The sequence below is a fragment of the Roseomonas alba genome, from assembly GCF_019430885.1.
Classification (GTDB): domain Bacteria; phylum Pseudomonadota; class Alphaproteobacteria; order Acetobacterales; family Acetobacteraceae; genus Neoroseomonas; species Neoroseomonas alba.
Genome location: NZ_JAHYBZ010000003.1, coordinates 465982 through 487894, shown reverse-complemented (window position 1 = coordinate 487894; position 21913 = coordinate 465982). Strand labels below are relative to the sequence as shown.

The window sequence follows — 21913 nt, the reverse complement described above, 5'->3', positions numbered from 1 at the left end:
AGAGGCTGAGCACGCCGCGCCGGCAACCGGGCTTCCCGGAATGCGCCGGCCGCGCCATCATCCTCGCATGACCACCCTGCCAGTCTTCGTCATCGGCCAGGCGCCGCGCCCCGATCTCGCCGCCGAGATCGCCGTGGCGGCGCCGGGCCTTCCCATCGCGATGCGCGGGGCGCTGGACGGCCTGTCCCGCACGGAGATCGCCGCGCTCGCCCCGCGCGATGGCGCCGACACCCTCTTCACCATCCTGCCCGATGGCGAGTCCGTCTCCATCTCCAAGGCCGCCGTGACGGCGCGGATGAAGACGATGCTGGAGGCGACGCAGGGTCCCGTCCTGCTCGCCTGCACCGGTGCGTTCAAAGGCCTGCCGGATCGCCCCGGCCTCGTGCAGCCCTCGGCCGTGCTGAACGGGCTCGCGGCGGCGCTGTTGCCGCGCGGAAGGCTCGGCCTCTTCGTGCCCCTTACCGAGCAGGCTGCCGCGCTCGGCGGCTCCCGCGCGCGGGAGGGCCTGTCCATCGTCGTGCGCGCGCTGCGCCCCCAGTCCGACGCGGCAACGCGCGACGCGGCCATGGCCGCCATGGCGCGGGAGAAGCCGGACCTGCTGGTGCTCGACTGCATTTCCTACACGCGGGCGGACAAGGCGGCGGCCGTCGCCGCCATGGATTGCCCGGTGCTGCTGTCCGTCGCCGTTGCCGCGCGCGCCGCGGCCTGCCTGCTGCCGGAGGATTGATGCGCGAGGTTCCGCTGGATGAGATCGAGGCGCTGGCCGTCGGCGCCTGGGTGTTGGGCACCGGGGGCGGCGGGTCGCCCTATCACGGTCTGCTCAACATGCGGCGGCTGTATACCGAGGGCCACCGGGTGTCGCTGATGGACCCCGACGAGCTGGCCGATGACGACATGGTCGCCGTGGTGTCCAACATGGGCGCGCCGCTGGTCGGTCAGGAACGCCTGGCGGACAGTGCGAATATCGGCCGGGCGGTCACGCTTATGGAGGAGTATCTCGGCCGGTCCTTCCGCGCGATCATGTCGGTCGAGATCGGCGGCAACAACGGCGTCCAGGCCTTCCTCGCCGCGGCGGAGACGGGCAAGCCGGTCGTCGATGCCGATGCCATGGGCCGCGCCTATCCCGAGGCGCAGATGACCTCTTTCGCCGTCGGCGACCTCAAGCCCTGGCCCCTGTCGCTGGTCGATCCGCGCGGCGTCGAGGGAATCGTCGCCAAGGTGCCGAGCTGGAAGTGGATGGAGCGCCTGTCGCGTAAGATGTGCGTCGAGACCGGCTCGATCGCCGCCACCTGCAAGGCACCGCGCACCGGGGCGGAGGTGAAGCGCTGGGGCATCCCGCGGACCACGACCCAGGCGATCAAGCTCGGCCAGGCGATCCGGGCGGCGCAGCGCGAGCATCGCGATCCGGTCCAGGCGATCCTCGACTCCGAGAAGGGCAAGCTGCTGTTCCGCGGCAAGGTGGCCGACATCGCGCGCCGCACCACGGAAGGCTTCCTGCGCGGCACAGCGAAACTGGACGGCCTCGATGCCTGGCGCGGGCATGGCTTCGAACTGGCCTTCCAGAACGAATGGGCGGTGGGCTGGGAGGATGGAGTGCCACGGGTAATGACGCCGGATCTGATCTGCGTGCTTGATACGGTCAGTGGCGAGGCGATCGGCACCGAGGTGCTGCGCTACGGCCAGCGCGTCACGGTGGTGGCGCTGCCCGCGCCGAAGATCTTCCTCTCGCCGCGGGGGCTCGATTTCGTCGGGCCGCGCGCCTTCGGCTACGACATCGAATTCCGGTCGGTCTTCGCATGAGGCGGCGGATCGGCATTGATGTCGGCGGCACCAACACGGACGCGGTGCTGCTGGAGGACGATCGCGTGTTGCACGCGGTCAAGACGCCGACCACGGCGGATGTGCTGACCGGCGTGCGGCTGGCGCTGGAAAGTGCCGCGGCCGCGATGGGTCCGCAGGGCGTGCAGGCGGTGATGATCGGCACCACGCATTTCGTGAATGCGGTGGTGCAGCGGCGGGACCTCGCGCCCGTGGGGGCGCTGCGGCTTGGGCTGCCGGCCTCGCGGTCCCTGCCGCCCTTCTGCGACTGGCCGGAGGACCTCGCGGCCATCGTGCGCGGCCAGGTGCACATGGCCGAAGGCGGGCACGACTATGACGGCCGGCCGATCATGCCGCTCGATGAGCGCGCCGTCGCCGCGGCGGCGCGGGAGATGAAGGCGGCCGGCATCGGGTGCGTCGCCATCAGCAGCATCTTCTCGCCGCTCGATCCCGCCATGGAGGAGCGCGCCGCGCAGATCCTGCGCGACGTCATGCCCGATGCGGCGGTGACGCTGTCACATGACCTCGGCCGAATCGGGCTGCTGGAACGCGAGAATGTCGCGCTGCTCAATGCCTGCCTCGCGCCCCTCGCCCGCCACACCGTCCAGGCCTTCGAGGATGCCTTGCGCCAGGCGGGCATAGACGCCCCACTCTACATCACCCAGAACGACGGCACGGTCATTCGCGCCGAGCTTGCCGCGCGCTTTCCCGTGCTGTCCTTCGCCTCCGGCCCGACCAATTCCATGCGCGGCGCGGCCTTCCTGACCGGACTGAAGGACGCGCTGGTGGTCGATGTCGGCGGCACCACCAGTGATATTGGTGCGCTGAAGGCGGGCTTCCCGCGTGAGGCCAATGCCGTCGTGCATGTGGGCGGCGTGCGGACGCTGTTCCGCATGCCGGACCTGCTGTCGATCGGCCTCGGCGGCGGATCGCATGTGGAAGCGCAGGACGGGCGCGTGACCATCGGACCCCGCAGCGTCGGCTATCGCCTGCCGGAACTCGCGCGCATCTTCGGCGGGCCGCAGCTCACCACGAGCGACATTGCGGTGCGCGCGGGAATGCTGTCCCTCGGCGATGCCGCGCGCGTCGGCGACATCCCCGACGCGCTGGTTCGCGCCGCGCTGATGGAGGCGGCCCGCATGCTCGAGGAATCGGTGGACCGCATGAAGACCGAGGCAGCCGCGGTGCCGCTGCTCGCCGTGGGGGGTGGTGCCTTCCTGGTGCCGGATGCGCTGCCTGGTGTCTCGGAGGTACTGCGGCCCGCCCATGCGGCAGTGGCCAATGCTGTGGGCGCCGCCATCGCGCAGGTCAGCGGGGAGGCCGACCAGGTCTTCCAGGGCCTGACCCGCGCCGAGGCCATGGCCGAAGCCGAACGCATCGCCCGCGACCGTGCGGTGGAGTCCGGTGCCGACGGCGCGACCCTTGCGCTCGTCGATATCGAGGACCTGCCCATCGCCTATCTGCCCGGCGGCGCGCTGCGCGTCCGTGCGCGGGTGGTGGGCGAGATCGCTGCCTGACAATAGGGAGGACGTTCGCATGATCCACGAATTGCGCATCTATCGCTGCGTGCCGGGCCGCCTGCCGGCGCTGCTCAAGCGCTTCGACACCATCACGCTGAAGATCTGGGAACGGCACGGCATCCGCCAGGCCGGCTTCTGGACGACCGTGGTCGGAGAATCGAACCAGGACCTCTACTACCTGCTGGCGTGGGAATCGCTCGCCGAGCGCGAGGCGAAATGGACCGCCTTCCAGAACGACCCGGAGTGGATCGAGAAGCGCGCCGAGACGGAGAGGGACGGTGCCATCGTCGCCCAGGTGACGAATGCCATCCTGCAGCCGACAAGCTTCTCCTCGGTGAAGTAGCGTTGCGCTTCAACCATGTCGCCAACCGGCTCGATGGCCGGCATTTCGAGACGGTGGTGGAGATGTTCCGCACGCAGCTCGGCTTCGTCGAGCTGCGGCGCACCGATCGTGCAGTCTGGCTGCGCCAGCCCGGCGCGACCATCGATCTGCAGTTCAGTCGCAGCACCACCGCGGCGCGCGACGAGGACAGGCACCGCTCGCAGGTATCTTTCCTGAGCGATGCGCCCAAGGCGGCGCTGGACACGCTGGCCGACTGGTTTCGCGACCGGGGACTGGCGGCCGAGGTCGACGCCTATTCCGACCGGGAGTTCTTCCTCGACGTGCCGGCGGCCTTCGTGGATTTCGTGATCGAGGCGATGCGGCCCGAACTGGCGGATTACGGAGTGGTGGGCGCGACGTAATCGCGCTGGACGTGGGCGCCAGGATGGATCGGCCGAAACGCGAGGGCTTCAGCTCGTCCTGAGCCTGCCTCGCCAAATGCCGGAGAGGGGCCAAGCCTCTCTCCAGGTCTCCGCGCTCACGCGACCCCGGCATGACGCGCAGGCAGCGCCGCCGACCCTCGGTGCACAAAACCGCGGCAGATGACCGCATGACGATCATCCCTTCGGTTGGCTCTTGCATACAAAACGGCGGCAGACCGTTCCACTCAGCGGACATGGCCGTGGCACGGCTTTCGCTACTCACCGCCCCGTGCGTCAGGCGACAGCGCGCCGATCCCCGGCCGCGTCTGCCCCGCTCCGCACCGAAGAAGACAGGTGAGGGTCCAAACACGATGACCAAGACAGGGACGATCACGCGCCGCGCGGCGCTCGCGGGGCTCACCACGGCACTGGCCGCGCCGGCTTTCCGCCCCTCCTTCGCGCAGGCGGCGCCCATCAAGATCGGCGTGCTGCACTCGCTGTCCGGCACCATGGCGATTTCCGAGACGGCGCTGCGCGACACTGTGCTGATGATGGTGGAATACCAGAACAGCAAGGGCGGCCTGCTTGGCCGGCGGCTGGAAGCGGTGGTCGTCGACCCGGCCTCCAACTGGCCTCTGTTTGCCGAGAAGGCGCGCGAGCTGCTGCAGGTCCACAAGGTGGACGTGACCTATGGATGCTGGACCTCGGTGTCCCGCAAGTCCGTGCTGCCGGTCTTCGAGGAACTGAACGGCATGCTCTTCTACCCGGTCCAGTACGAGGGCGAGGAAGAGAGCCGCAACATCTTCTACACCGGCGCCGCGCCGAACCAGCAGGCGATCCCGGCGGTCGAATACCTGATGGGCCCGGATGGCGGCGAGGCGAAGCGCATCGTCCTGCTCGGCACCGACTACGTCTATCCGCGCACTACCAACCGCATCCTGCGCGGCTTCCTGAACTCCAAGGGCATCACCGATGCCGACATCATGGAGGAGTACACCCCCTTCGGTCACAGCGACTGGCAGGGCATCGTCAGCCGCGTGAAGACCTTCGCCAACCAGGGCAAGAAGACCGCGATCGTCTCGACCATCAATGGCGACGCGAACGTCCCCTTCTATCGCGAGCTCGGCAACCAGGGCATCAAGGCCGAGGACATTCCCTGCGTAGCGTTCAGCGTGGGCGAGGAAGAGCTGGCCGGTATCGACACCCGCCCGCTGGTCGGCCACCTGGCCGCCTGGAACTACTTCATGTCGGTGCAGTCGCCGGCGAACACCGAGTTCAAGAATCTCTGGCAGGCCTACATCAAGAACCCGCGCCGCGTGACCAACGACCCGATGGAAGCCACCTATACCGGCTTCAACATGTGGGCGCAGGCCGTGACCAAGGCCGGCACCACCGCCGTCGACGCGGTGCGCACCGCCGTGATCGGCGAGAAGTTCGCCGCCCCGGCCGGCTACACCGAGGAGATGCTGCCGAACCATCACCTGTCGAAGCCGGTCATGATCGGCGAGATCCAGGCGGATGGTCAGTTCAACATCGTCTGGAAGACGCCCGAGGTGGTGCCGGCCGAGAACTGGTCGCGCTTCATCCCGGAGAACGCCAACCGCCGCCGCGGCTGAGCGGACAGGATGGGGCGTGCCCCCGCTCGCCCCATCCGCACCGTCATGAAGCGCATCCTGCTCCTCCTGATCCTGTTGGCGGCGTCGGCTCTGCCGGCGCACGCGCAGGACGCCTTCGTCTCGGCCCTGTCGGGCCTCGGTGGGAACTTCAACGCCCAGGCAGAGGCCACCGCGCGGCTTGGATCCCTGGGCGATGCCCGCGCCTTGCCGGCGCTGCGCGCCCTGTCCGAGGGCAGGCTGCTGCGCACGGCCGATGGCACGCTGCTGATCCGCGAGGGAAGCGGCCTGGTTGATGCCGCCACCGGCGCGCCGGTTGCCGCCCCGGATCCCGAACCGCAACGCATCAGTATCAACAACCGCGTCCGGGCCGCGCTGCGCGGCGCGCTCGGTCAGCTCCAGATCCTGTCGACCGACCCGGCCGAGCGCCTTGCCGCCGCCGAGGCCGTGTTCCGCACCCGCAGCGCCGACAACATCCCGTTGCTGGAAACCGCGCTCGGCCGTGAGACCGTGCCGCGTATCAAGGATCAGCTTGCGCTTGCCCTTGCGGCCTCACGCCTCGTCTCGCCGGATCGGGCTGCGAAGCTGGCCGGCATCGCCGCCCTGGGCGAGGGCTCCTCGGCCGAGGCCCGTTCCCTGCTGCTCGAAGCCCGCGCGGCCAATGCGGATCTCACCGAACAGATCGATGGCGCGATTGCCTCCATCGATCGCCGGCTCGCCGTGCGTCGTGTGGCGGAGACGGCCTTCCAGGGGCTGTCGCTCGGCTCCGTGCTGCTGCTCGCCGCGCTGGGGCTCGCCGTGACCTTCGGCGTGATGGGCGTGATCAACATGGCGCATGGCGAGTTCGTCATGCTCGGCGCCTACACCACCGTCATCGTGCAGGACCTGCTGCGCGACGTTCCCGCCCTTCAGCCCTGGTCGTTGCCGCTGGCGGTGCCCGCGGCCTTCCTGGTCACCGCCGCGGCCGGGGCGCTGATGGAACGCGGGCTCATCCGCCACCTCTATGGGCGGCCGTTGGAAACCCTGCTGATGACCTTCGGCGTCGGCATGATGATCCAGCAGGCGGTGCGGCTCATCTTCGGTGCGCAGAACCGGGAGGTGATCTCGCCGCCCTGGATGCAGGGCACGCTGCTGCTGCCCTTCGACATCCCGGTCACCGCCAACCGGCTATGGATCCTGTGCTTCTCCCTCGTGGTCTTCGGCCTGATCGTCGCGGCCATCCGCTTCACCCGCTTCGGGCTGGAGATGCGCGCGGTCACCCAGCGCCGTCCGATCGCGGCGGCGATGGGTATCCGGACCGGGCGGGTCGATGCGCTGACCTTCGCGTTCGGATCAGGCATCGCGGGCATCGCTGGCGTGGCGCTGTCGCAGATCGACAACGTCTCGCCCAACCTCGGCACGGGCTACATCATCGACAGCTTCCTCGTGGTCGTCTTCGGCGGCGTCGGCAGCCTGGCCGGGACGCTGATCGCCGCCTTCGGCCTCGGCGTCATCAACAAGATGCTGGAACCCTGGGCGGGCGCGGTGCTCGCCAAGGTCTTCGTGCTGGTCGCGGTGATGATCTTCATCCAGCGTCGCCCGCGCGGCCTGTTCCCGCAGAAGGGACGGGCGGCCGAGGCATGAGCGCGACCACCCTCGAACCCGGCGTCTCACGCGCGCGGCTTGGCCTGCGCGCGGCGATGATCGCGGCGGTCGCGATCCTCGCCGCCTTCCCGATCCTGAACCAGTTGCCGCAGGACAGCGTCTTCCATGTGTCGGACTTCCTGGTCTCGGTGTCCGGCAAGTGGATCTGCTACGCGATCCTCGCTCTCTCGCTCGATCTCGCCTGGGGCTATGCGGGCATCCTGTCGCTCGGGCATGGCGCCTTCTTCGCGCTCGGCGGCTATTGCATGGGCATGCACCTGATGCGGCTGATCGGGCCGCGTGGCGTGTATGGCCATCCGGTGCTGCCGGACTTCATGGTGTTTCTCGGCTACCAGGAACTGCCCTGGTACTGGCTCGGCTTCAACCACTTCGCCTTCGCCATGCTGATGGTGCTGCTGGTGCCCGGCTTCCTGGCGCTGGTGCTGGGCTGGCTGTGCTTCCGCAGCCGCATCACCGGCGTCTATCTGTCGATCATCACGCAGGCCATGACCTATGCGCTGATGCTCGCCTTCTTCCGCAACGACATGGGCTTCGGCGGCAACAACGGCTTCACCGACTTCAAGGAACTGCTGGGCATGCCGCTCAACACCGGCACGGCACGGGCGGCGCTGTTCTATGCGTCGCTGGTGACGCTGGTCGCGGCGTATCTCCTGTGCCGCTGGATGACGGGCACCAAGTATGGCCGCGTGCTGACGGCCATCCGCGATGCGGAGAACCGCGTGCGGTTCCTCGGCTACGACACCACGAGCCACAAGCTCTTTGCCTTCGTGGTGTCCGCGATGCTGGCGGGGCTGGCGGGTGCGCTCTACGTGCCACAGGTCGGCATCATCAACCCTGGCGAGTTCAGTCCCGGCAATTCCATCGAGGCCGTGATCTGGGTCGCGGTGGGCGGCCGCGGCACGCTGGTCGGTGCGGCGCTCGGCGCCTTCAGCGTGAACGGGCTCAAGACCTGGCTGACCAGCGCGGCGCCGGATCTCTGGCTGTTCGTGCTCGGCGCGCTCTTCGTGGCGGTGACCTTGTTCCTGCCGAAGGGGCTGATCGGCCTGATGCAGGGGCGCGGCAAATGATCGGGCGGCGGCTTTATCTCGATGGCGTTTCGGTGATCTTCGACGGATTCCGCGCGCTGAACAACCTCGCCCTGGTCGTCGAACCGGGCGAGATGCGCGCGGTCATCGGCCCCAACGGCGCCGGCAAGACCACCATGATGGATGTGATCACCGGCAAGACGCGCCCGACCACCGGGGTTGTCACCTTTGGCGATCTCGACCTGACACGGATGGACGAGGCGTCCATCGCCAATCTCGGCATCGGTCGCAAATTCCAGAAGCCGACCGTCTTCGACGCGCTCACGGTTTTCGAGAATCTCGAACTCGCGCTGAAGGCCCCGCGTGGGCCGGTCCCCTGCCTGCGCTGGCTCCTCCCCGCCCCCGGCCGCGCCCGCATCGAGGAGGTGATGACCGAGACCGGCCTGACCGAGCGCGCCTATGACCGCGCCGGCATCCTCTCCCACGGCCAGAAGCAGTGGCTCGAGATCGGCATGCTGATGATGCAGGAACCCGACCTGATGCTGGTGGACGAACCCGTCGCCGGCATGACGGATGCCGAAACGGAGCACACGGCGAAGCTGCTCGCACGCATTGCCGGTCGGCACAGCGTCGTCGTCGTCGAGCACGACCTTGAATTCGTCCGCGCGCTCGGCTGCAAGGTCACCGTGCTGTCCGAAGGCACAGTGCTGTCGGAAGGCTCCATCGACCACGTGCAGAACGACCCGCGAGTGGTCGAAGTGTATCTGGGGCGCTGACCGTGATGCTTCCGGACGGCCGCACTGGAAGAAGCCGGAGGGGCTCTGCCCCTCCGGACCACCCCGCCAAGTGCCTGGAGCACTTGGAACGCAGGCCATTGGCGCCGGGCGGGAAGGTCACACAGTCCCCCTCGCAATGCCTTGCGGGCGCAAAGGCGGATTCTCGCGCGCAGGCTGCCAGCGCTGCCCAGTGCCAGGTTCAGGTTTTCAAAGGCCCTTCGGCCTTTGATGGGGAGAGTCGGAGAGGGGCAAAGCCTCTCCCGGTTCCACAGTGCATGCAGCGAGGTAACCTGGCGATGCTCCCTCCCGGCCAACCTGTGTTCAGTCGGCCGATTGACGGCTGCGGCTGCAAGCAGCCTTCGCCGATCGGACGCTGACCCATGCTCGATGCCGCCAATATCGACCTCTCCTACGGCGCCAGCCGCTGCCTGCGCGGCGTCTCCCTGGTCGCCGAGCCCGGCAAGGTCACCGCCATCCTCGGCCGCAACGGCGTCGGCAAATCCTCTCTGCTGCGGGCCATCATGGGGCTGGAGCGCATCCAGGGCGGGTCCATCACCTGGGAAGGCCGGGATATCACGCGCCTGGGGCCCGCCGAGCGCGCCCGCGCCGGCATCGGCTATGTCCCCCAGGGGCGCGAGATCTTCCCCTTCCTCACCGTGCAGGAGAACATGGAGACCGCGCTCGCCGCCGCCCCGCGCGGGTCCGGCGTGCCGAGCGACGTCTTCGACCTGTTTCCCATCCTGCGGCAGTTCCTCCGCCGCCGCGGCGGCGACCTCTCGGGCGGGCAACAGCAGCAGCTTGCCCTGGCGCGAGCGCTCTGCGCCCGGCCGCGCCTGCTCATCCTCGACGAACCGACCGAGGGCATCCAGCCTTCCGTCATCAAGGATATCGGCCGCGTCATCCGCCACCTCTCCCGTGACCGGGGCATGGCGATCATCCTGGTGGAGCAGTACTACGACTTCGCTCGGGAACTCGCCGACACCATCGCCGTCATGGTGCGCGGGGAGGTCGCCCTGCACGGCCCCGCCGAGAGCCTGGCGGAGGAGCAGGTGAGGCCGCTGCTAACGGTGTGACGGGGGAAGCCGCCCCGCCCGCCGGCATTGCAGCGCGGGGCGCCGTCACTCCGGCGGTCCGCGCCGATGCTCACCGGCGGGCCGTCACGGCGCGTATCGGTTAGGTGGCGGCGTCAGCCCCAGAGTCTCGCGCAGGGTCGGCCCCGCATAATCCGTGCGGAACAGGCCGCGCGCGCGCATCTCCGGCAGCACCAGCTCCACGAACTGGTCGAGCCCAAGCGGCAGGACCGGCGGGCAGAGGTTGAAGCCGTCCGCGGCCTCGGCCTCGACCCATTCCTGCATGTCGTCGACGATGTCCTTCGGCGTGCCGATGAAGGTGCGGCCGCCGAAGCCCGCGGCGATGGTGCCGTAGAGCTGGCGGATGGTCAGGTTGTCCCGCCGTGCCAGCGCCAGGAGACCGCGCGCGAGGCTGCGCACCTGCGGGTTCGACGGCTCGGGCACCGGCCCGTCCAGCGGGTAGCCGGACAGGTCGCCCATCTGGGCATAGAGGTAGGAGAGGCCGAGCTCCGGCTCCACCAGGCTGGCCAGCAGGTCGTACTGGTCCTGCGCCTCCTGCCGCGTGCGGCCGATGAACAGCGTCACGCCGGGCATGATCTTCAGGCTGTCGCGCTCCCGCCCATGCGTCGCCAGGCGATCCTTGAGGTTGGCGTAGTATGCCTTGCCGGCGGCAAGGTCGTGCGGCGCGGCATAGACGACATCGGCGCTGCGCGCCGCGATCTCCAGCCCCTGCTCCGCGGCGCCGGCCTGTACCAGGATCGGCCGCCCCTGCGGCGTGCGCTTGATGGTCAGCGGGCCCTTTACCTTGAAGTGCTTGCCGACGTGGTTCAGCACATGGAGCTTCGACTGGTCGAACAGGATGCCGCTCTGCTTGTCGAAGACCGGCGCGTCTGCCTCCCAGCTGTCCCACAGGCCCTTGACGACTTCCACGAACTCGGCCGCCCGCTCATAACGCAGGTCGTATTCCATGTGCCGGTCGCGGTTGAAGTTGTGGGCCTCGGCCTCGGACCAGGAGGTGACGATGTTCCACCCCGCGCGCCCGCCGCTCAGATGGTCCAGCGAGGCCCATTTGCGCGCGATGTGATAGGGCTCGTTGTAGGTGGTGGATGCCGTCGCCACCAGGCCGATGCGCGAGGTAACGGAGGACAGCGCCGCGAGCAGCGTCAGCGGCTCGAGCTCCAGTGTCTGGTGCGACCGGCGCAGCGCGCCAGGCGGCTCATCCTTGGTGCGCATCCCCACGCCATCGGCGAGGAAGACCATGTCCATCTTCGCCGCCTCGGCGGTCTGGGCGATGTAGCGGTAATGACTGAACCTGGACGCGGCGTCGGGATCCGCCGAGGGATGCCTCCAGGCAGCCGCGTGATAGCCGAGGTAGCGCATCGAAACACCGAGGCTGATCTGCTTCGGGTTGCTCATCTGGTTCGTCTCGTCATCGTGGTCGCGGGGGCGCCATACCGTTTCGCGGCGCCGCGCCTGGGGGTCAAGAGACGCCGCGGCGGCACTGCCCCTGCACAGGCGCGTTGTTGCCATGTCGGGCGGCAGGACGGGACCGCCCTGCCGCGGCCTTGGGCGATCGGCACAGGGATGGGCGCATCGACGCTGCGGGGCCCGGTCTGCGCGACCGCGCCATGGCCCCGACGGTCGGTCGCGCTACCGAGCTTCCGCCATCAGCCGCCCACCATGGATGAATCCATAGGTGGGGTAGTTGGTCTGCCCCAGGGCGTTCACCGGCGGGTACCACACCCGTACCACCGACCAGTCATTGTTGGGCGATACGTCCACCACCGGCTGGTCCTGCGCGATGCGTCCGCGATTGCCGCTGGAAGCCCAGTTGGCATGATCCACACGGATCTCGCGCGAGGACACCACCCGCGTCACGACGGACAGATGGCCGGTCCGGTTGCGGGAGGTGCGCATGAAGACCAGGACCGATCCGGAGCGCGGGCTGCGCGATCGGTCGTAGCGGCCGGAATCCGCGGCAGCCTCCCACCATTGCCAGGCGTCGCCCGCCAGGCTTATGCCGCTGCGTGCCCGGGCATAGGGCACGCAGGAGCTGTTGCCCCCCGAATAGCCCGGCACGCCCGTATACGGCCCCGTGCTGCGGGAACTGCCGCAAGCGGCAAGTCCCAACACAGCCAGAAGCAAGATCATGCGAAGCATGACCCCGAACCCCCTGATTCCCCTCGGTTCAGCTTAGCAAGAATCAGGGCGATGTGCAGCAGGTAAACGCAATCGGGGGTTACCAGGTGACCCTGATACTTCCGCCGTTGCAGTTGGAGGGGCTTGGCCCCCTCTCCAATCCACAGCATCGCCATTCCGCTTCTCGCCGAGGCGATGGCGGAACCGCCGCCTCATGCCAGGCCGACCGGCTCGGATGGCGTCGCGGGCCGCCTGACACCGGCCTGGGCCAGGGTGCGTTCCAGCAACTGGCTGTAGATCGGCCGCCCGCCGGCCCATTGCGCGACCAGATCGGCCACGCCGCAGGTGACCAGCACAGGCAGGATCAGCGCATAGGATCCTGTCAGTTCCAGCGTCAACGCGACGCCGACGATCGGTGCACGGACCGAGGCAGCGAAGAGCCCACCCATGGCCGCGATGGCGAAGGCCAGAGGCACGAAGCCGGCATCGGGCAGCAGGATCCTCGCGCCCTCGCCGAAGGCAAGGCCCACGCAGACCGCAAGGGCCAGCATCGGCGCGAAGATCCCGCCCGGCACGCCGCTCGAATAGCTGCCGACGGTGGTGAGGAAGCGGATGACCGCCAGGGACAGCAGCAATGCGAGCCCTGGATTCGTGGCACCGAGCTCGAGGATGACGCCGTCGCCGCCATGCACCGCCTGCGGCAGCAGGATGACGAGTGCCCCGGTCGCGAGGCCGATCACCGCCGGGTAGACATAGGGCGCGCGCTTATGGCTGCGGGCGGCGAAATCCAGCGCCCAAAGAATGGCACCGTTCAGCATCGTGCCGATCACGCCGAGCACCACGCCAAGCAGCAGGAAGGCGGGTAGCAGATGCAGCGGAGCGCTCTCGGCGGGGAGCGGCAGGGCCGGGCCGGTCCCGACGACGAGCTGGGTCACGATCGTGGAGGCGATGGCGGCGAAGACGACGCCGAGATAGGTGCGGAAGGTGTAGGGAAACTCGCGGTGAGTCTCTTCGACGATGAAGAGCACGGCGGCGAGCGGCGCGTTGAAGGCGCAGGCGAGCCCGGCCGCGGCACCCGAGGCCAGCAGGCCGCGCCGTTCCAGCTCGTCCACACGGAAGGTCTCGGCGACCGCGGCAGCCGCGGAGGCACCAATATGGATCGTCGGCCCCTCGCGGCCGAGCACCAGGCCCGAGGAAATCGCTGTCACGCCGGCGAAGAACTTCACCGGCAGCACGCGGCGCCAGCGCACAACGCGCAAGCCTTCCATCGCGCCTTCGATTTCCTGGACGCCGCTGCCGCCGGCCTCCGGCGCGCAGCGACGCACGAGGACCACGGAGACGAGCGTGCAGACCAGCGTGACCCCCGCAGCGGCGCCGACCAGCGTCCAGCCCTGGGCAACCTGCTCCAGCCAACGCGGCCAGTCGCTGAGGCGATTGATGAACAGGTGGAAGATCGACCCGAGCAGCCCCGCAGCCGCCCCCGCCAAGGTCGCCAGCAGGGCGTAGCGCGCCTCACCGCGCGAATCGCCCGGAGGATCCTGGGTCAGAAGTTCCTCGTCCATGAACCTCACGATCGGTTGGGCGGCACGAAGCGCGTGTGCCGCACGTCGCGCCGACCATGCTTCGGGGCGCTTGCCAGGGTCAACCTGCAGGCAGCCATGCCCACATCGGCGCGGCAACCGGCGCGTGCCGGTTCATCCCGGTCAGAACAGCGAGTAGGCCCCGTCGATCACCAGACAGTCGCCGCTGTGATAGGCGGAGGCGTCGCTCGCCAGATACACCGCGACGCCCCCGAAATCGGCTCCGGTTCCCCAGCGCCGTGCCGGAATGCGCGGCAGCACGGCGGCGGCGAATTTGTCGTCGCCCACGCTGCGCGCCGTCATCGGTGTCTCGATCCAGCCGGGCAGCACGGCATTGGCGCGGATGCCGTGGCGGGCCATTTCGACTGCCAGGGCGCGGATCACCGCGACCATGGCTCCCTTGGTCGCCGCATATTGCGCATTGCGCGCCGCACCCTCGATCGCCGCCAGAGATGCGGTGCCGATGAGCGACCCGCCTCCGCCACGTTCCACCATGTGCCGTGCCGCCGTGCGCAGGGTGTAGAAGGCACCATCGAGGTTCACTCGTGTCACGCGATGCCACTCGTCGCTGTCGAGCTCGGTGAACTTCGTCTTGCGGCCATAGGTGCCGGCATTGGCGAAGCAGGCATCGACCCGGCCGAGGGCAGCGAGCGTGCCGGCGAAGGCGACCTCGACAGCGGCTTCGTCACCCACGTCGCAGAGCGTCGCATGCACACGCGCGCCGGTCGCTGAGAGCTGCGCCACCGCCGCATCGTTCTTCGCGGCATTGGTGCCCCAGATGGCGACGTCGGCACCGGCCTCCGCGAGGGCCTGCGCCATGCCAAGACCAATGCCGGAATTGCCACCGGTGACGAGGGCGACCTTTCCGGTGAGGTCGAAGGGCTTGTAGGGCATGGACGCTTCCTCGGGATTTTGGGACCGTGAGTGTCTTACGTCAGTCTGAGGCTTCGGCCCTGGACAAATTCGCCATATGCGGCGTTGGGACGCTCTCCGTATTCGCCGGAACGGGAGGGGGGGGCTTCGCTAGCTTGCGCCGAGAGTGCCGTCACGGGAAGGGAGGGGCTCTGACCCTCGCGGACCCGCCTCGCCAAAGGTCGAAGGCCTCTGGGCACCTTGAACTGGTGTCATGCCCGGAGGGTCGTCCGGACATCGGCACGAGTTCCTGGCCCGTATCCTGATCGCACCCCAACCGCCACGCACCGCGGACGCGGCTGATCGCCACCGGACCGCCTGGCCGGGCGCTGAGTATTGGCTTCCAAAGGCCCTGTGGCCTCTGGTGGGCGGGGGCTCCGGGGAGGGCAGAGCCCTTCCCCGTTCCGTCATGGCCATGATCTTCGTGCCCGTGGACAAAGCCCCTTCAATTCCAGCCCGAAGCAACGCCGGCGCAAAAGCTCTGCGTCAGTACCCCGCCTCGCGATCCACGAGCTGCGTCAGCGGCGCGCCTTCTACGAAGCGGCGGAGGTTCTCCACCAGCAGTGTCGCGACCATCTGGTCGCGCTTCGGGTGCAGCCCGCCGATATGGGGCAGGACCAGGATCTTCTCCTCCGCCCAGAAGGGGTGGTCCGAGGGCAGGGGCTCGGTGCGGAAGACGTCGAGCACGGCACCGGCGATGGTGCCGGCCTGCACCGCCGCCACCAGGTCGTCGTCCTTGATCAGCGCGCCGCGGCCGAAATTCATCAGCCAGGCTGTCTTCTTCATCCTGGTGAGGCGTGCGGCGTCGATGAAGTTCTCGGTGGCGGGGGTGGCAGGCAGCAGCAGCACGACGAAGTCGCTCGCCGCCAGTACCGCGTCAGTGTCCTCGGGGGCGTAGACGCGGTCCACATGGGGCAGGTCTCCGGGGCTGCGGCGGGTGCCGATGACGTGCATCTCCAGCGCTTCGGCCTTGCGGGCGAGTTCCGCCCCGATGGCGCCGAGGCCGAGGATGCCGAGGGTCTTGCCGGCGAGCGTCGTGGACACGCGCCGTGTCCAGCGATGCGCAGCGTTGTCGCCGACGATGGCGGCATAGGGCTTGGTGATGTGGAACAGCGCGCCGAGGATGTTCTCCGGCATCTGTACCCGGTGCGTGCCGCGCGCGCAGGACAAGGCGAGGTCAGGCTTGAGATCCGGCCGCGCGAGCCAGTGCTCCACGCCCGCAGTCAGGGCCTGGACGAAGCGCAGCTTCGGCATGCGGGTCAGCGTGCCGGCGGGCGGGCCCCAGGACAGCAGCGCCTCGGCTTCGGCAAGCTGTGCGTCGCTCGGCGTTTCCGCGCGCGGGACGCTCTCGACCCGCAGGTGGCTGCCGAGGCCGGCTGCCTCAATGGCGGCAGCATAGGGGCCAGCGCCATCGGTCCACAGCAGCAGGAGTGGTTTGGTCATCGCTCGCGTCCTCCGGTTCCGCCGCAGCCTGCGGCAGCCCCGTCGGCGCGTCCAGATGGCCGCCGGCTAGGCGGCAGGCGCGCGCAGTTCCGAGGCAACGGCCTTCTGCATCTCAGCGACCCGCAGGATGCGGATGACGCGGCGGTCGCGGGCCAGCCAGCCTTCCCGCGTCATGTCGGACAGCTCGCGCGACACCACCTCGCGGCGGGCGCCGATGCGGGCGGCCAGCTCATGATGCGGCGGCGGTGGCGAGACGACGCGTTCGGTCGGTGCCCCGCTGCGCGGCCGGGACAGGCGCAGCAGCTCCGAAAAGAGCCGCAGTCGAACGGGCAGGGCCTCGCGCTCCAGCGTGCGTTCGGTCTGCAGGCGCAGCTTGGCCGAGAGCGTCTTGAGCAGCGCGTGGCAGGCATCCGGCGTGGCGAAGACATATTCGAGGAAGGTCTTAGCCGGGATGATGCACAGCCGCGACCGCGCCACGGCGGTGACATTGGCCGCGCGGGGGGCACCGTCGATGGCGGAAAGCTCGCCGAAGAACTCGCCGGTGCCGAATTCGTTCAGCAGCACCTCGCGGCCCGAGGCGGCGCGGAGCTGCACGCGCACGCTCCCGGCGGCGACGAAGAAGATGTCGGTGGAGGGCTCGTCGTCATCGACCACGACCTGGCCGGGCTCGACGGTGCGCCAGCGGGCCGAGGTGGCGACCTTGGCCAGCACGGCGGGGTCCGCGCCGCGGAAGAAGGGCAGGTCCGAAAGCGCAGGAGGGCGCGTCGTCGGCGGCTCAGTCATGGCGGGGCGCAGCCAGACGAGATGCGGGAAGACGGGATCCTGAATCGCGCGCATGGTCAGCCTCCGACCAGGCACCGATGCGGTGCCGACGACGGGAGACTGCGGCGCGACGGCGGCCGGCGCGAGTGATACGGATCACGGAACGAATCGGCGACCGCGTGCCCAGCCGCGCAGCCCCGATCAGGCCATGCCGCGTCGCGCCATCCTGGGCGGCCATAATTCGTCCTCCGGAAATGATCCCCAGGCCTATCCTGACATTTCCGGAAGCGCCGCAAAACCTCCCAGTGGCCGAGAAAGCGCTGTCAGGCCTTCACGATCAGCGCGTCCACGGCGACTGCATCCGGTCCCGAAACGATAATGGGATTCACATCGAGTTCGGCAACGTTGTCGCGCTGGTCGGCGATGAACTCTGACAAGCGGGCGACGATATCGGCGAGGCGGTCGAGATCGGCCGGGGGCGCGCCGCGGAACCCTTCCAGCGCGGCGCGGCCGCGCAGGGATTCGAGCAGGGCGCGCGCCTCGGCCGGGGAGATGGGAGCGAGGGCCAGGGCGGAGTCGCGCATCAGCTCGACCAGCACGCCACCGAGGCCGGTGACGATCAGCGGGCCCATCAGTGGATCGACGCGACCGCCGACCATGAGTTCGACGCCCGGCTTGGCCATGGGTTGGACCAGCACGCCGTTGATCCGGGCGTTGGGGGCGTGGTGGTGGGCGTTGGCCATGACGGCACGGTAGGCGTCGCGGACCTCGGCGGCGTCCTTCAGCTTCAGGCGGATGACGCCGGCCTCGGTCTTGTGCGGCAGGTCGGGGCTTTCGACCTTCATCGCCACGGGGAAACCGAGGGATTCGGCTGCGGCGACGGCTTCGTCCTCGGTCTGGGTCAGCTTTTCAGGCACCACCGGCACGCCATAGGCAGCGAGGACGGCCTTGGCCTCGCGCTCCGTCAGGGTGCGGTCCTGAGCCGCGGCGAGCATGGCGGCGGCGTCCTGTGCGGCCTCAGGGCGGGACAGGCGCGCCAGCTTGCGCGGGCCGGCGGCGCGGCGGGCTTCGCGGTCGTTCCAATGGGACAGGGCGGCGAAGCAGCGGTCCATGGAGCGGAACAGGCCGATGCGCGGGTTGATCTCCGCCTCGCGCGAGCCGGTGCCTTCCAGCCACTCCGTGGTCCAGACCACGCAGATCGGCTTGTCGTGCTGCTCGGCGATGGCGGCCAGTTCGCCGGGACGCTTGGCAGACAATTCCGTCGAATAGATCTGTGCGTAGATCAGCGCGCCGTAATGATCCTCGCCGAGCATGGCGGAGGCGCAGGCGGTCAGGCTCTCCGGATCGTTGGCGACCTGGGCGGTGACGTCGCAAGGGTTCCGCGCCGACCCGAAATCGGGGATGCGCGATTCCAGGATGGCCTGCACCGGCGGGGAGGGCTGGGGCAGCGGGATGTCGTGCATTTCCGCCTTGTCGGCGGACATGATGGCCGCCCCGCCGGAGACGGCGACGACGGCCACGCCCCGCGCGCGAGGCGGCGGGGCCTTGGCGAGGAACGCGGCGGTTTCGACCAGCGCCTCGAAGTCCGGCACCACCACCGCGCCGGCGCGCTGGAAGGCGGCGAGGTAGGCGGCGTTCTCCCCGGCCAGGGACCCGGTGTGGGACATGGCTGCGGCGGCGCCTGCTTCACCCGTGCCGAGCTTGAAGACCACCAGTGGCTTGTTCGCCGCATCCGCGATCTCGGCCGCCTGGATGAAGCGCATCGGGTCGGGCATGCCCTCGAAGACGCAGCCGATGGCGCGGCAGGACGGATCGTCGGCGAGGAAGGACACGCAATCCGCGACGTCCACATCCGACGAATTGCCGGTGGTCAGCAGGTGGCTGACCGACACGCCGCGCATCACCGACTGCGCCAGCGAAAAACCGAGCGCGCCGGACTGGCTGACCAGCCCCACCGCATGCGGCAGCGGTGCCTCCATCGGCGGCGGAATCATGAAGGTCACGCCGGCCTTGGAGCCGAAATTCAGCATGCCGATGCAGTTCGGTCCGACGATTCGCATGCCCGCATCGCGCCCGATCTGCGCGAGGCGAAGCTGCGCGGCGACATCGGCATCCCGCCCCGTCTCGGAATAGCCGGAGGCGTAGAGCATGATGCCGCCGACGCCCGCCTTGGCGCAGTCGATCGCGATCTCCTCCACCGCATCCTTGGCGACGACGAGGATGCAGCAATCCGGCACCTCGGGCAGGGAGGCGATGGAGGGGAAGCAGCGGCGCTCGCCGATGGTCTCGTAGCGCGCATTCACCAGATGGAGGCGCCCCGTATAGTCCTTCAACGCCTGCACCGTGCGGTCGGCGAAGGATCCGGCCCGGGGGCTCGCGCCGATGACGGCGATGGAGGCCGGATTGAACAGGCGGGCCATGTCGCCGTGGCGGTAGACGGCGCGGCTCGGTGCAGGCATGCGGACGAAATCCCCTGGCTTTTCCCCGGCACGTCGCGGCCGGTTCCGGAAGCCTAAGCGGGGATTCGCGACGCGTCACCCCCGGGGCGGCGCTTTCGCGGACGCCAAGACGGCGTTGGAATACCGCGCATCTCCGGTGATCTCCTGCCCGGCCCAGGACGGCAGACCGACCGGATGGTCGGGCGAGGGCAATTCGATCTCGGCGATGACGAGACCGGCGAGAGGACCCTCGAAGACATCGACCTCCCAGGTCAGGCCCTCATAGGGGACCAGGTGGCGCGTCTTGGCGATGCTGCGGCCGCTGCACAGGGTGGTCAGCATCTCCTCCGCTTCGGCGAGCGGCAGGTCGTATTCGTATTCGGGGCGGGCCACGCCGCCGCGGCCCTTGATGGTCAGCCGCGCCGCGCCGCCGGCGACGCGCAGCCGCACGGCGACGCCGTCCTCCCGCGCCAGGTAGCCCTGGCGCAGGCGGCGTTCGCCGGTCACGGCATGGCGCCAGTCGTCGCCGCGGACGAGGAAGCGTCGCTCGATCTCGATACCCATGGATCCATCACTTCATGAGGACATAGCTGCCCGGCGCCGCATCAAGCGGGGGCAGGCCACGGTCGGGCGCACCCATGGCGGGTGGCGCAACCATGCCTTCGCTGCCGGATGTCGCGAGCCAGGCTGCCCAGGCCGGCCACCAGGACCCGTCCTGGCGCGGCGCGATGGCCGCCCAGGAATCTGGATCGAGATACCGTTCTCCATGCGTGCGCGTCATGATCTGGTAGTGCCGCCCCGCATGTCCCGGCTCGCTGACGATGCCGGCATTGTGCCCGCCCGAGGTGAGCACGAAGGTGACATCCGTGTCGCTGAACAGTGAAATCTTGTAGACGGACCGCCAAGGCGCGATGTGGTCCTTCACCGTGCCGACGGCGAAGATCGGCGCCGCGATGTCGGTCAGCGCGATGACGCGGCCTTCCACCGCGAAGCGGCCGGCAGTCAGCCGGTTCTCGAGGAACAGTCCGCGCAGGTATTCGCCGTGCATCCGCGCGGGCATGCGCGTCTGGTCGCTGTTCCAGGCGAACAGATCGGTCATCGGGGCGCGTTCGCCGAGGACATAGTCGCGCATCAGCCGGGACCAGATCAGGTCGTTCGAGCGCAGCAGCTCGAAGGCGCCGGACATCTGCTGGGAATCGAGGTAGCCGCGATCCCACATCATGTCCTCGAGGAAGGCGACCTGGCTTTCGTCGACGAAGAGCATCAGTTCGCCGGCCTCGGCGAAATCGGTCTGCGCGGCGAACAGCGTCAGCGAGGCCAGGCGGTCATCCCCGTCCCGCGCCATGGTTGCCGCCGCGATGGACAGGATCGTGCCGCCAAGGCAGTAGCCGCAGGCGTGGATCTTCCGGTCCGGCACGATGTCCGACACGGCATCGAGGGCGGCCATCACGCCCTTGCGGCGATAATCGTCGAGGCTGACGTCGCGGTCGGCGGCATCCGGGTTCTTCCAGGACACCATGAAGACGGTGAAGCCCTGGGCGACCAGCCAGCGGACCAGCGAGTCCTGCGGCACCAAGTCGAGGATGTAGTACTTCATGATCCAGGCCGGAACGATCACCACCGGTTCCGCATGGACCTGGGGCGTCGTCGGCTCGTACTGGATCAGCTCCATCAGCGCGTTGCGGTAGACGACGCGGCCGGGGGTGATGGCGACCTCGTGGCCAGGGCGGAACTGCTCGGCGCCGGGCGGTGGCGCGCCGGAGAGCGTCCGCTCCATGTCATCGAGCCAATTGGCCGCGCCCTGCAGCAGGTTGGTGCCGAAGGCGGCCATGGTGTGTTGGCCGATCGCCGGATTTATCCAGGGAAGGTTCGACGGCGCCCAGACATCGATGAGCTGGCGCAGCATGAAGGCCACGCGATCGGCATGGCCATGGGCAAGGCCCGGGACGTTGCGGGTGGCTTCGGCCCACCAATCCTCGGTCAGCAGATGGGCCTGGACCATGGCGTTGAAGGGGAAGCCCTGCCAGGCGGGGTCCGTGAAGCGGCCATCGCCGTTGTTGGGCGGGATCAGTGGCGGCGCGTGCTGCTGGGTCGCCGCCTGCCGCAGCCAGAGCAGCCAGCGCATCGCCTGGATCCAGGCCCGCGCAGCGAGTTCCATCCGCTTGCCCGGCGCGCGGGAGAGATGCACGGCCCAGTCGTGCCACGCCTCCCCGATCGCGGTGGGGGACAGGCCGCGCGTAAGGCGCGCCTCGGCCGCCCGCAGGGAGCGGTCGAGGGTACGGAAGGAGGGGAAGGAGGGCGCTGCGGCCGGCGCCGGGGGCGCGGCAGGCGGTGCGGCCGGGACCGGGAGGGCGGGCCGCCGGGGACGGGATCGGGGCATGGCCTCTTGTAGCGCAGCCGCCGCCGGGTGTGTGTTGCGGCTGCGCAAT

Annotated in this window: 19 protein-coding genes; 10 read left to right on the top strand and 9 right to left on the bottom strand. The window is 69.1% G+C overall.

Going from position 1 to position 21913, the window contains the following annotated elements; genetic code table 11:
• Nucleotides 1-67: 67 nt before the first annotated feature.
• From KPL78_RS10965 to urtE, 10 genes are all read left to right on the top strand, one after another.
• Nucleotides 68-727: an AroM family protein gene (locus KPL78_RS10965; protein ID WP_219762975.1), complete on the top strand. Its 660-nt coding sequence runs from the start codon at nt 68-70 to the stop codon at nt 725-727.
• Nucleotides 727-1800, top strand: coding sequence for an S-methyl thiohydantoin desulfurase family protein (locus KPL78_RS10960; RefSeq protein WP_219762974.1), 1074 nt, complete (start codon nt 727-729; stop codon nt 1798-1800). Before KPL78_RS10965 ends, KPL78_RS10960 begins: the two co-directional genes overlap by 1 nt.
• Complete coding sequence (locus KPL78_RS10955; protein ID WP_219762973.1) at nt 1797-3335, top strand: hydantoinase/oxoprolinase N-terminal domain-containing protein; 1539 nt, start codon at nt 1797-1799, stop codon at nt 3333-3335. Before KPL78_RS10960 ends, KPL78_RS10955 begins: the two co-directional genes overlap by 4 nt.
• Before the next feature lie 19 nt (nt 3336-3354).
• Nucleotides 3355-3681, top strand: a complete 327-nt coding sequence (locus KPL78_RS10950; RefSeq protein ID WP_219762972.1) for an NIPSNAP family protein — start codon at nt 3355-3357, stop codon at nt 3679-3681.
• Nucleotides 3682-3683: 2 nt separating this feature from the next.
• Nucleotides 3684-4082, top strand: coding sequence for a VOC family protein (locus KPL78_RS10945; RefSeq protein WP_219762971.1), 399 nt, complete (start codon nt 3684-3686; stop codon nt 4080-4082).
• A 371-nt stretch (nt 4083-4453) separates the two neighbouring features.
• A complete protein-coding gene (urtA, locus tag KPL78_RS10940; RefSeq protein ID WP_219762970.1) occupies nt 4454-5698 on the top strand; it encodes an urea ABC transporter substrate-binding protein in 1245 nt (414 codons plus the stop codon).
• Between the two features lie 9 nt (nt 5699-5707).
• Nucleotides 5708-7318, top strand: a complete 1611-nt coding sequence (urtB, locus tag KPL78_RS10935; RefSeq protein WP_255568849.1) for an urea ABC transporter permease subunit UrtB — start codon at nt 5708-5710, stop codon at nt 7316-7318.
• Entirely contained in the window at nt 7315-8406 is a 1092-nt protein-coding gene (gene urtC / locus KPL78_RS10930) for an urea ABC transporter permease subunit UrtC (protein ID WP_219762969.1), read from the top strand. Before urtB ends, urtC begins: the two co-directional genes overlap by 4 nt.
• Nucleotides 8403-9140 carry an urea ABC transporter ATP-binding protein UrtD gene (gene urtD, locus KPL78_RS10925; RefSeq protein ID WP_219762968.1) on the top strand — a complete coding sequence of 246 codons (738 nt, stop codon included), beginning with the start codon at nt 8403-8405 and terminating at the stop codon, nt 9138-9140. Before urtC ends, urtD begins: the two co-directional genes overlap by 4 nt.
• Before the next feature lie 380 nt (nt 9141-9520).
• A complete protein-coding gene (gene urtE / locus KPL78_RS10920; protein ID WP_219762967.1) occupies nt 9521-10213 on the top strand; it encodes an urea ABC transporter ATP-binding subunit UrtE in 693 nt (230 codons plus the stop codon).
• 84 nt (nt 10214-10297) lie between these two features.
• Here urtE and KPL78_RS10915 read toward each other — a convergent pair whose 3' ends face one another.
• From KPL78_RS10915 to KPL78_RS10875, 9 genes are all read right to left on the bottom strand, one after another.
• Nucleotides 10298-11626: an LLM class flavin-dependent oxidoreductase gene (locus KPL78_RS10915; RefSeq protein WP_219762966.1), complete on the bottom strand. Its 1329-nt coding sequence runs from the start codon at nt 11624-11626 to the stop codon at nt 10298-10300.
• Between the two features lie 234 nt (nt 11627-11860).
• A complete protein-coding gene (locus KPL78_RS10910; protein ID WP_219762965.1) occupies nt 11861-12370 on the bottom strand; it encodes a CHAP domain-containing protein in 510 nt (169 codons plus the stop codon).
• Nucleotides 12371-12561: 191 nt separating this feature from the next.
• Nucleotides 12562-13911, bottom strand: a complete 1350-nt coding sequence (gene clcA / locus KPL78_RS10905) for a H(+)/Cl(-) exchange transporter ClcA (RefSeq protein WP_219762964.1) — start codon at nt 13909-13911, stop codon at nt 12562-12564.
• Between the two features lie 141 nt (nt 13912-14052).
• Nucleotides 14053-14823: an SDR family NAD(P)-dependent oxidoreductase gene (locus KPL78_RS10900; protein WP_219762963.1), complete on the bottom strand. Its 771-nt coding sequence runs from the start codon at nt 14821-14823 to the stop codon at nt 14053-14055.
• Between the two features lie 504 nt (nt 14824-15327).
• Nucleotides 15328-16284: a D-2-hydroxyacid dehydrogenase gene (locus KPL78_RS10895; protein ID WP_219762962.1), complete on the bottom strand. Its 957-nt coding sequence runs from the start codon at nt 16282-16284 to the stop codon at nt 15328-15330.
• Nucleotides 16285-16350: 66 nt separating this feature from the next.
• Nucleotides 16351-17121, bottom strand: a complete 771-nt coding sequence (locus KPL78_RS10890; protein ID WP_219762961.1) for a Crp/Fnr family transcriptional regulator — start codon at nt 17119-17121, stop codon at nt 16351-16353.
• 248 nt (nt 17122-17369) lie between these two features.
• Complete coding sequence (locus KPL78_RS10885) at nt 17370-19505, bottom strand: acetate--CoA ligase family protein (RefSeq protein WP_219762960.1); 2136 nt, start codon at nt 19503-19505, stop codon at nt 17370-17372.
• A 75-nt stretch (nt 19506-19580) separates the two neighbouring features.
• On the bottom strand, nt 19581-20048 hold the full coding sequence (locus KPL78_RS10880; RefSeq protein WP_219762959.1) for a CYTH domain-containing protein: 468 nt from the start codon (nt 20046-20048) through the stop codon (nt 19581-19583).
• Between the two features lie 7 nt (nt 20049-20055).
• Nucleotides 20056-21864 carry a PHA/PHB synthase family protein gene (locus KPL78_RS10875; RefSeq protein ID WP_219762958.1) on the bottom strand — a complete coding sequence of 603 codons (1809 nt, stop codon included), beginning with the start codon at nt 21862-21864 and terminating at the stop codon, nt 20056-20058.
• Nucleotides 21865-21913: the final 49 nt, after the last annotated feature.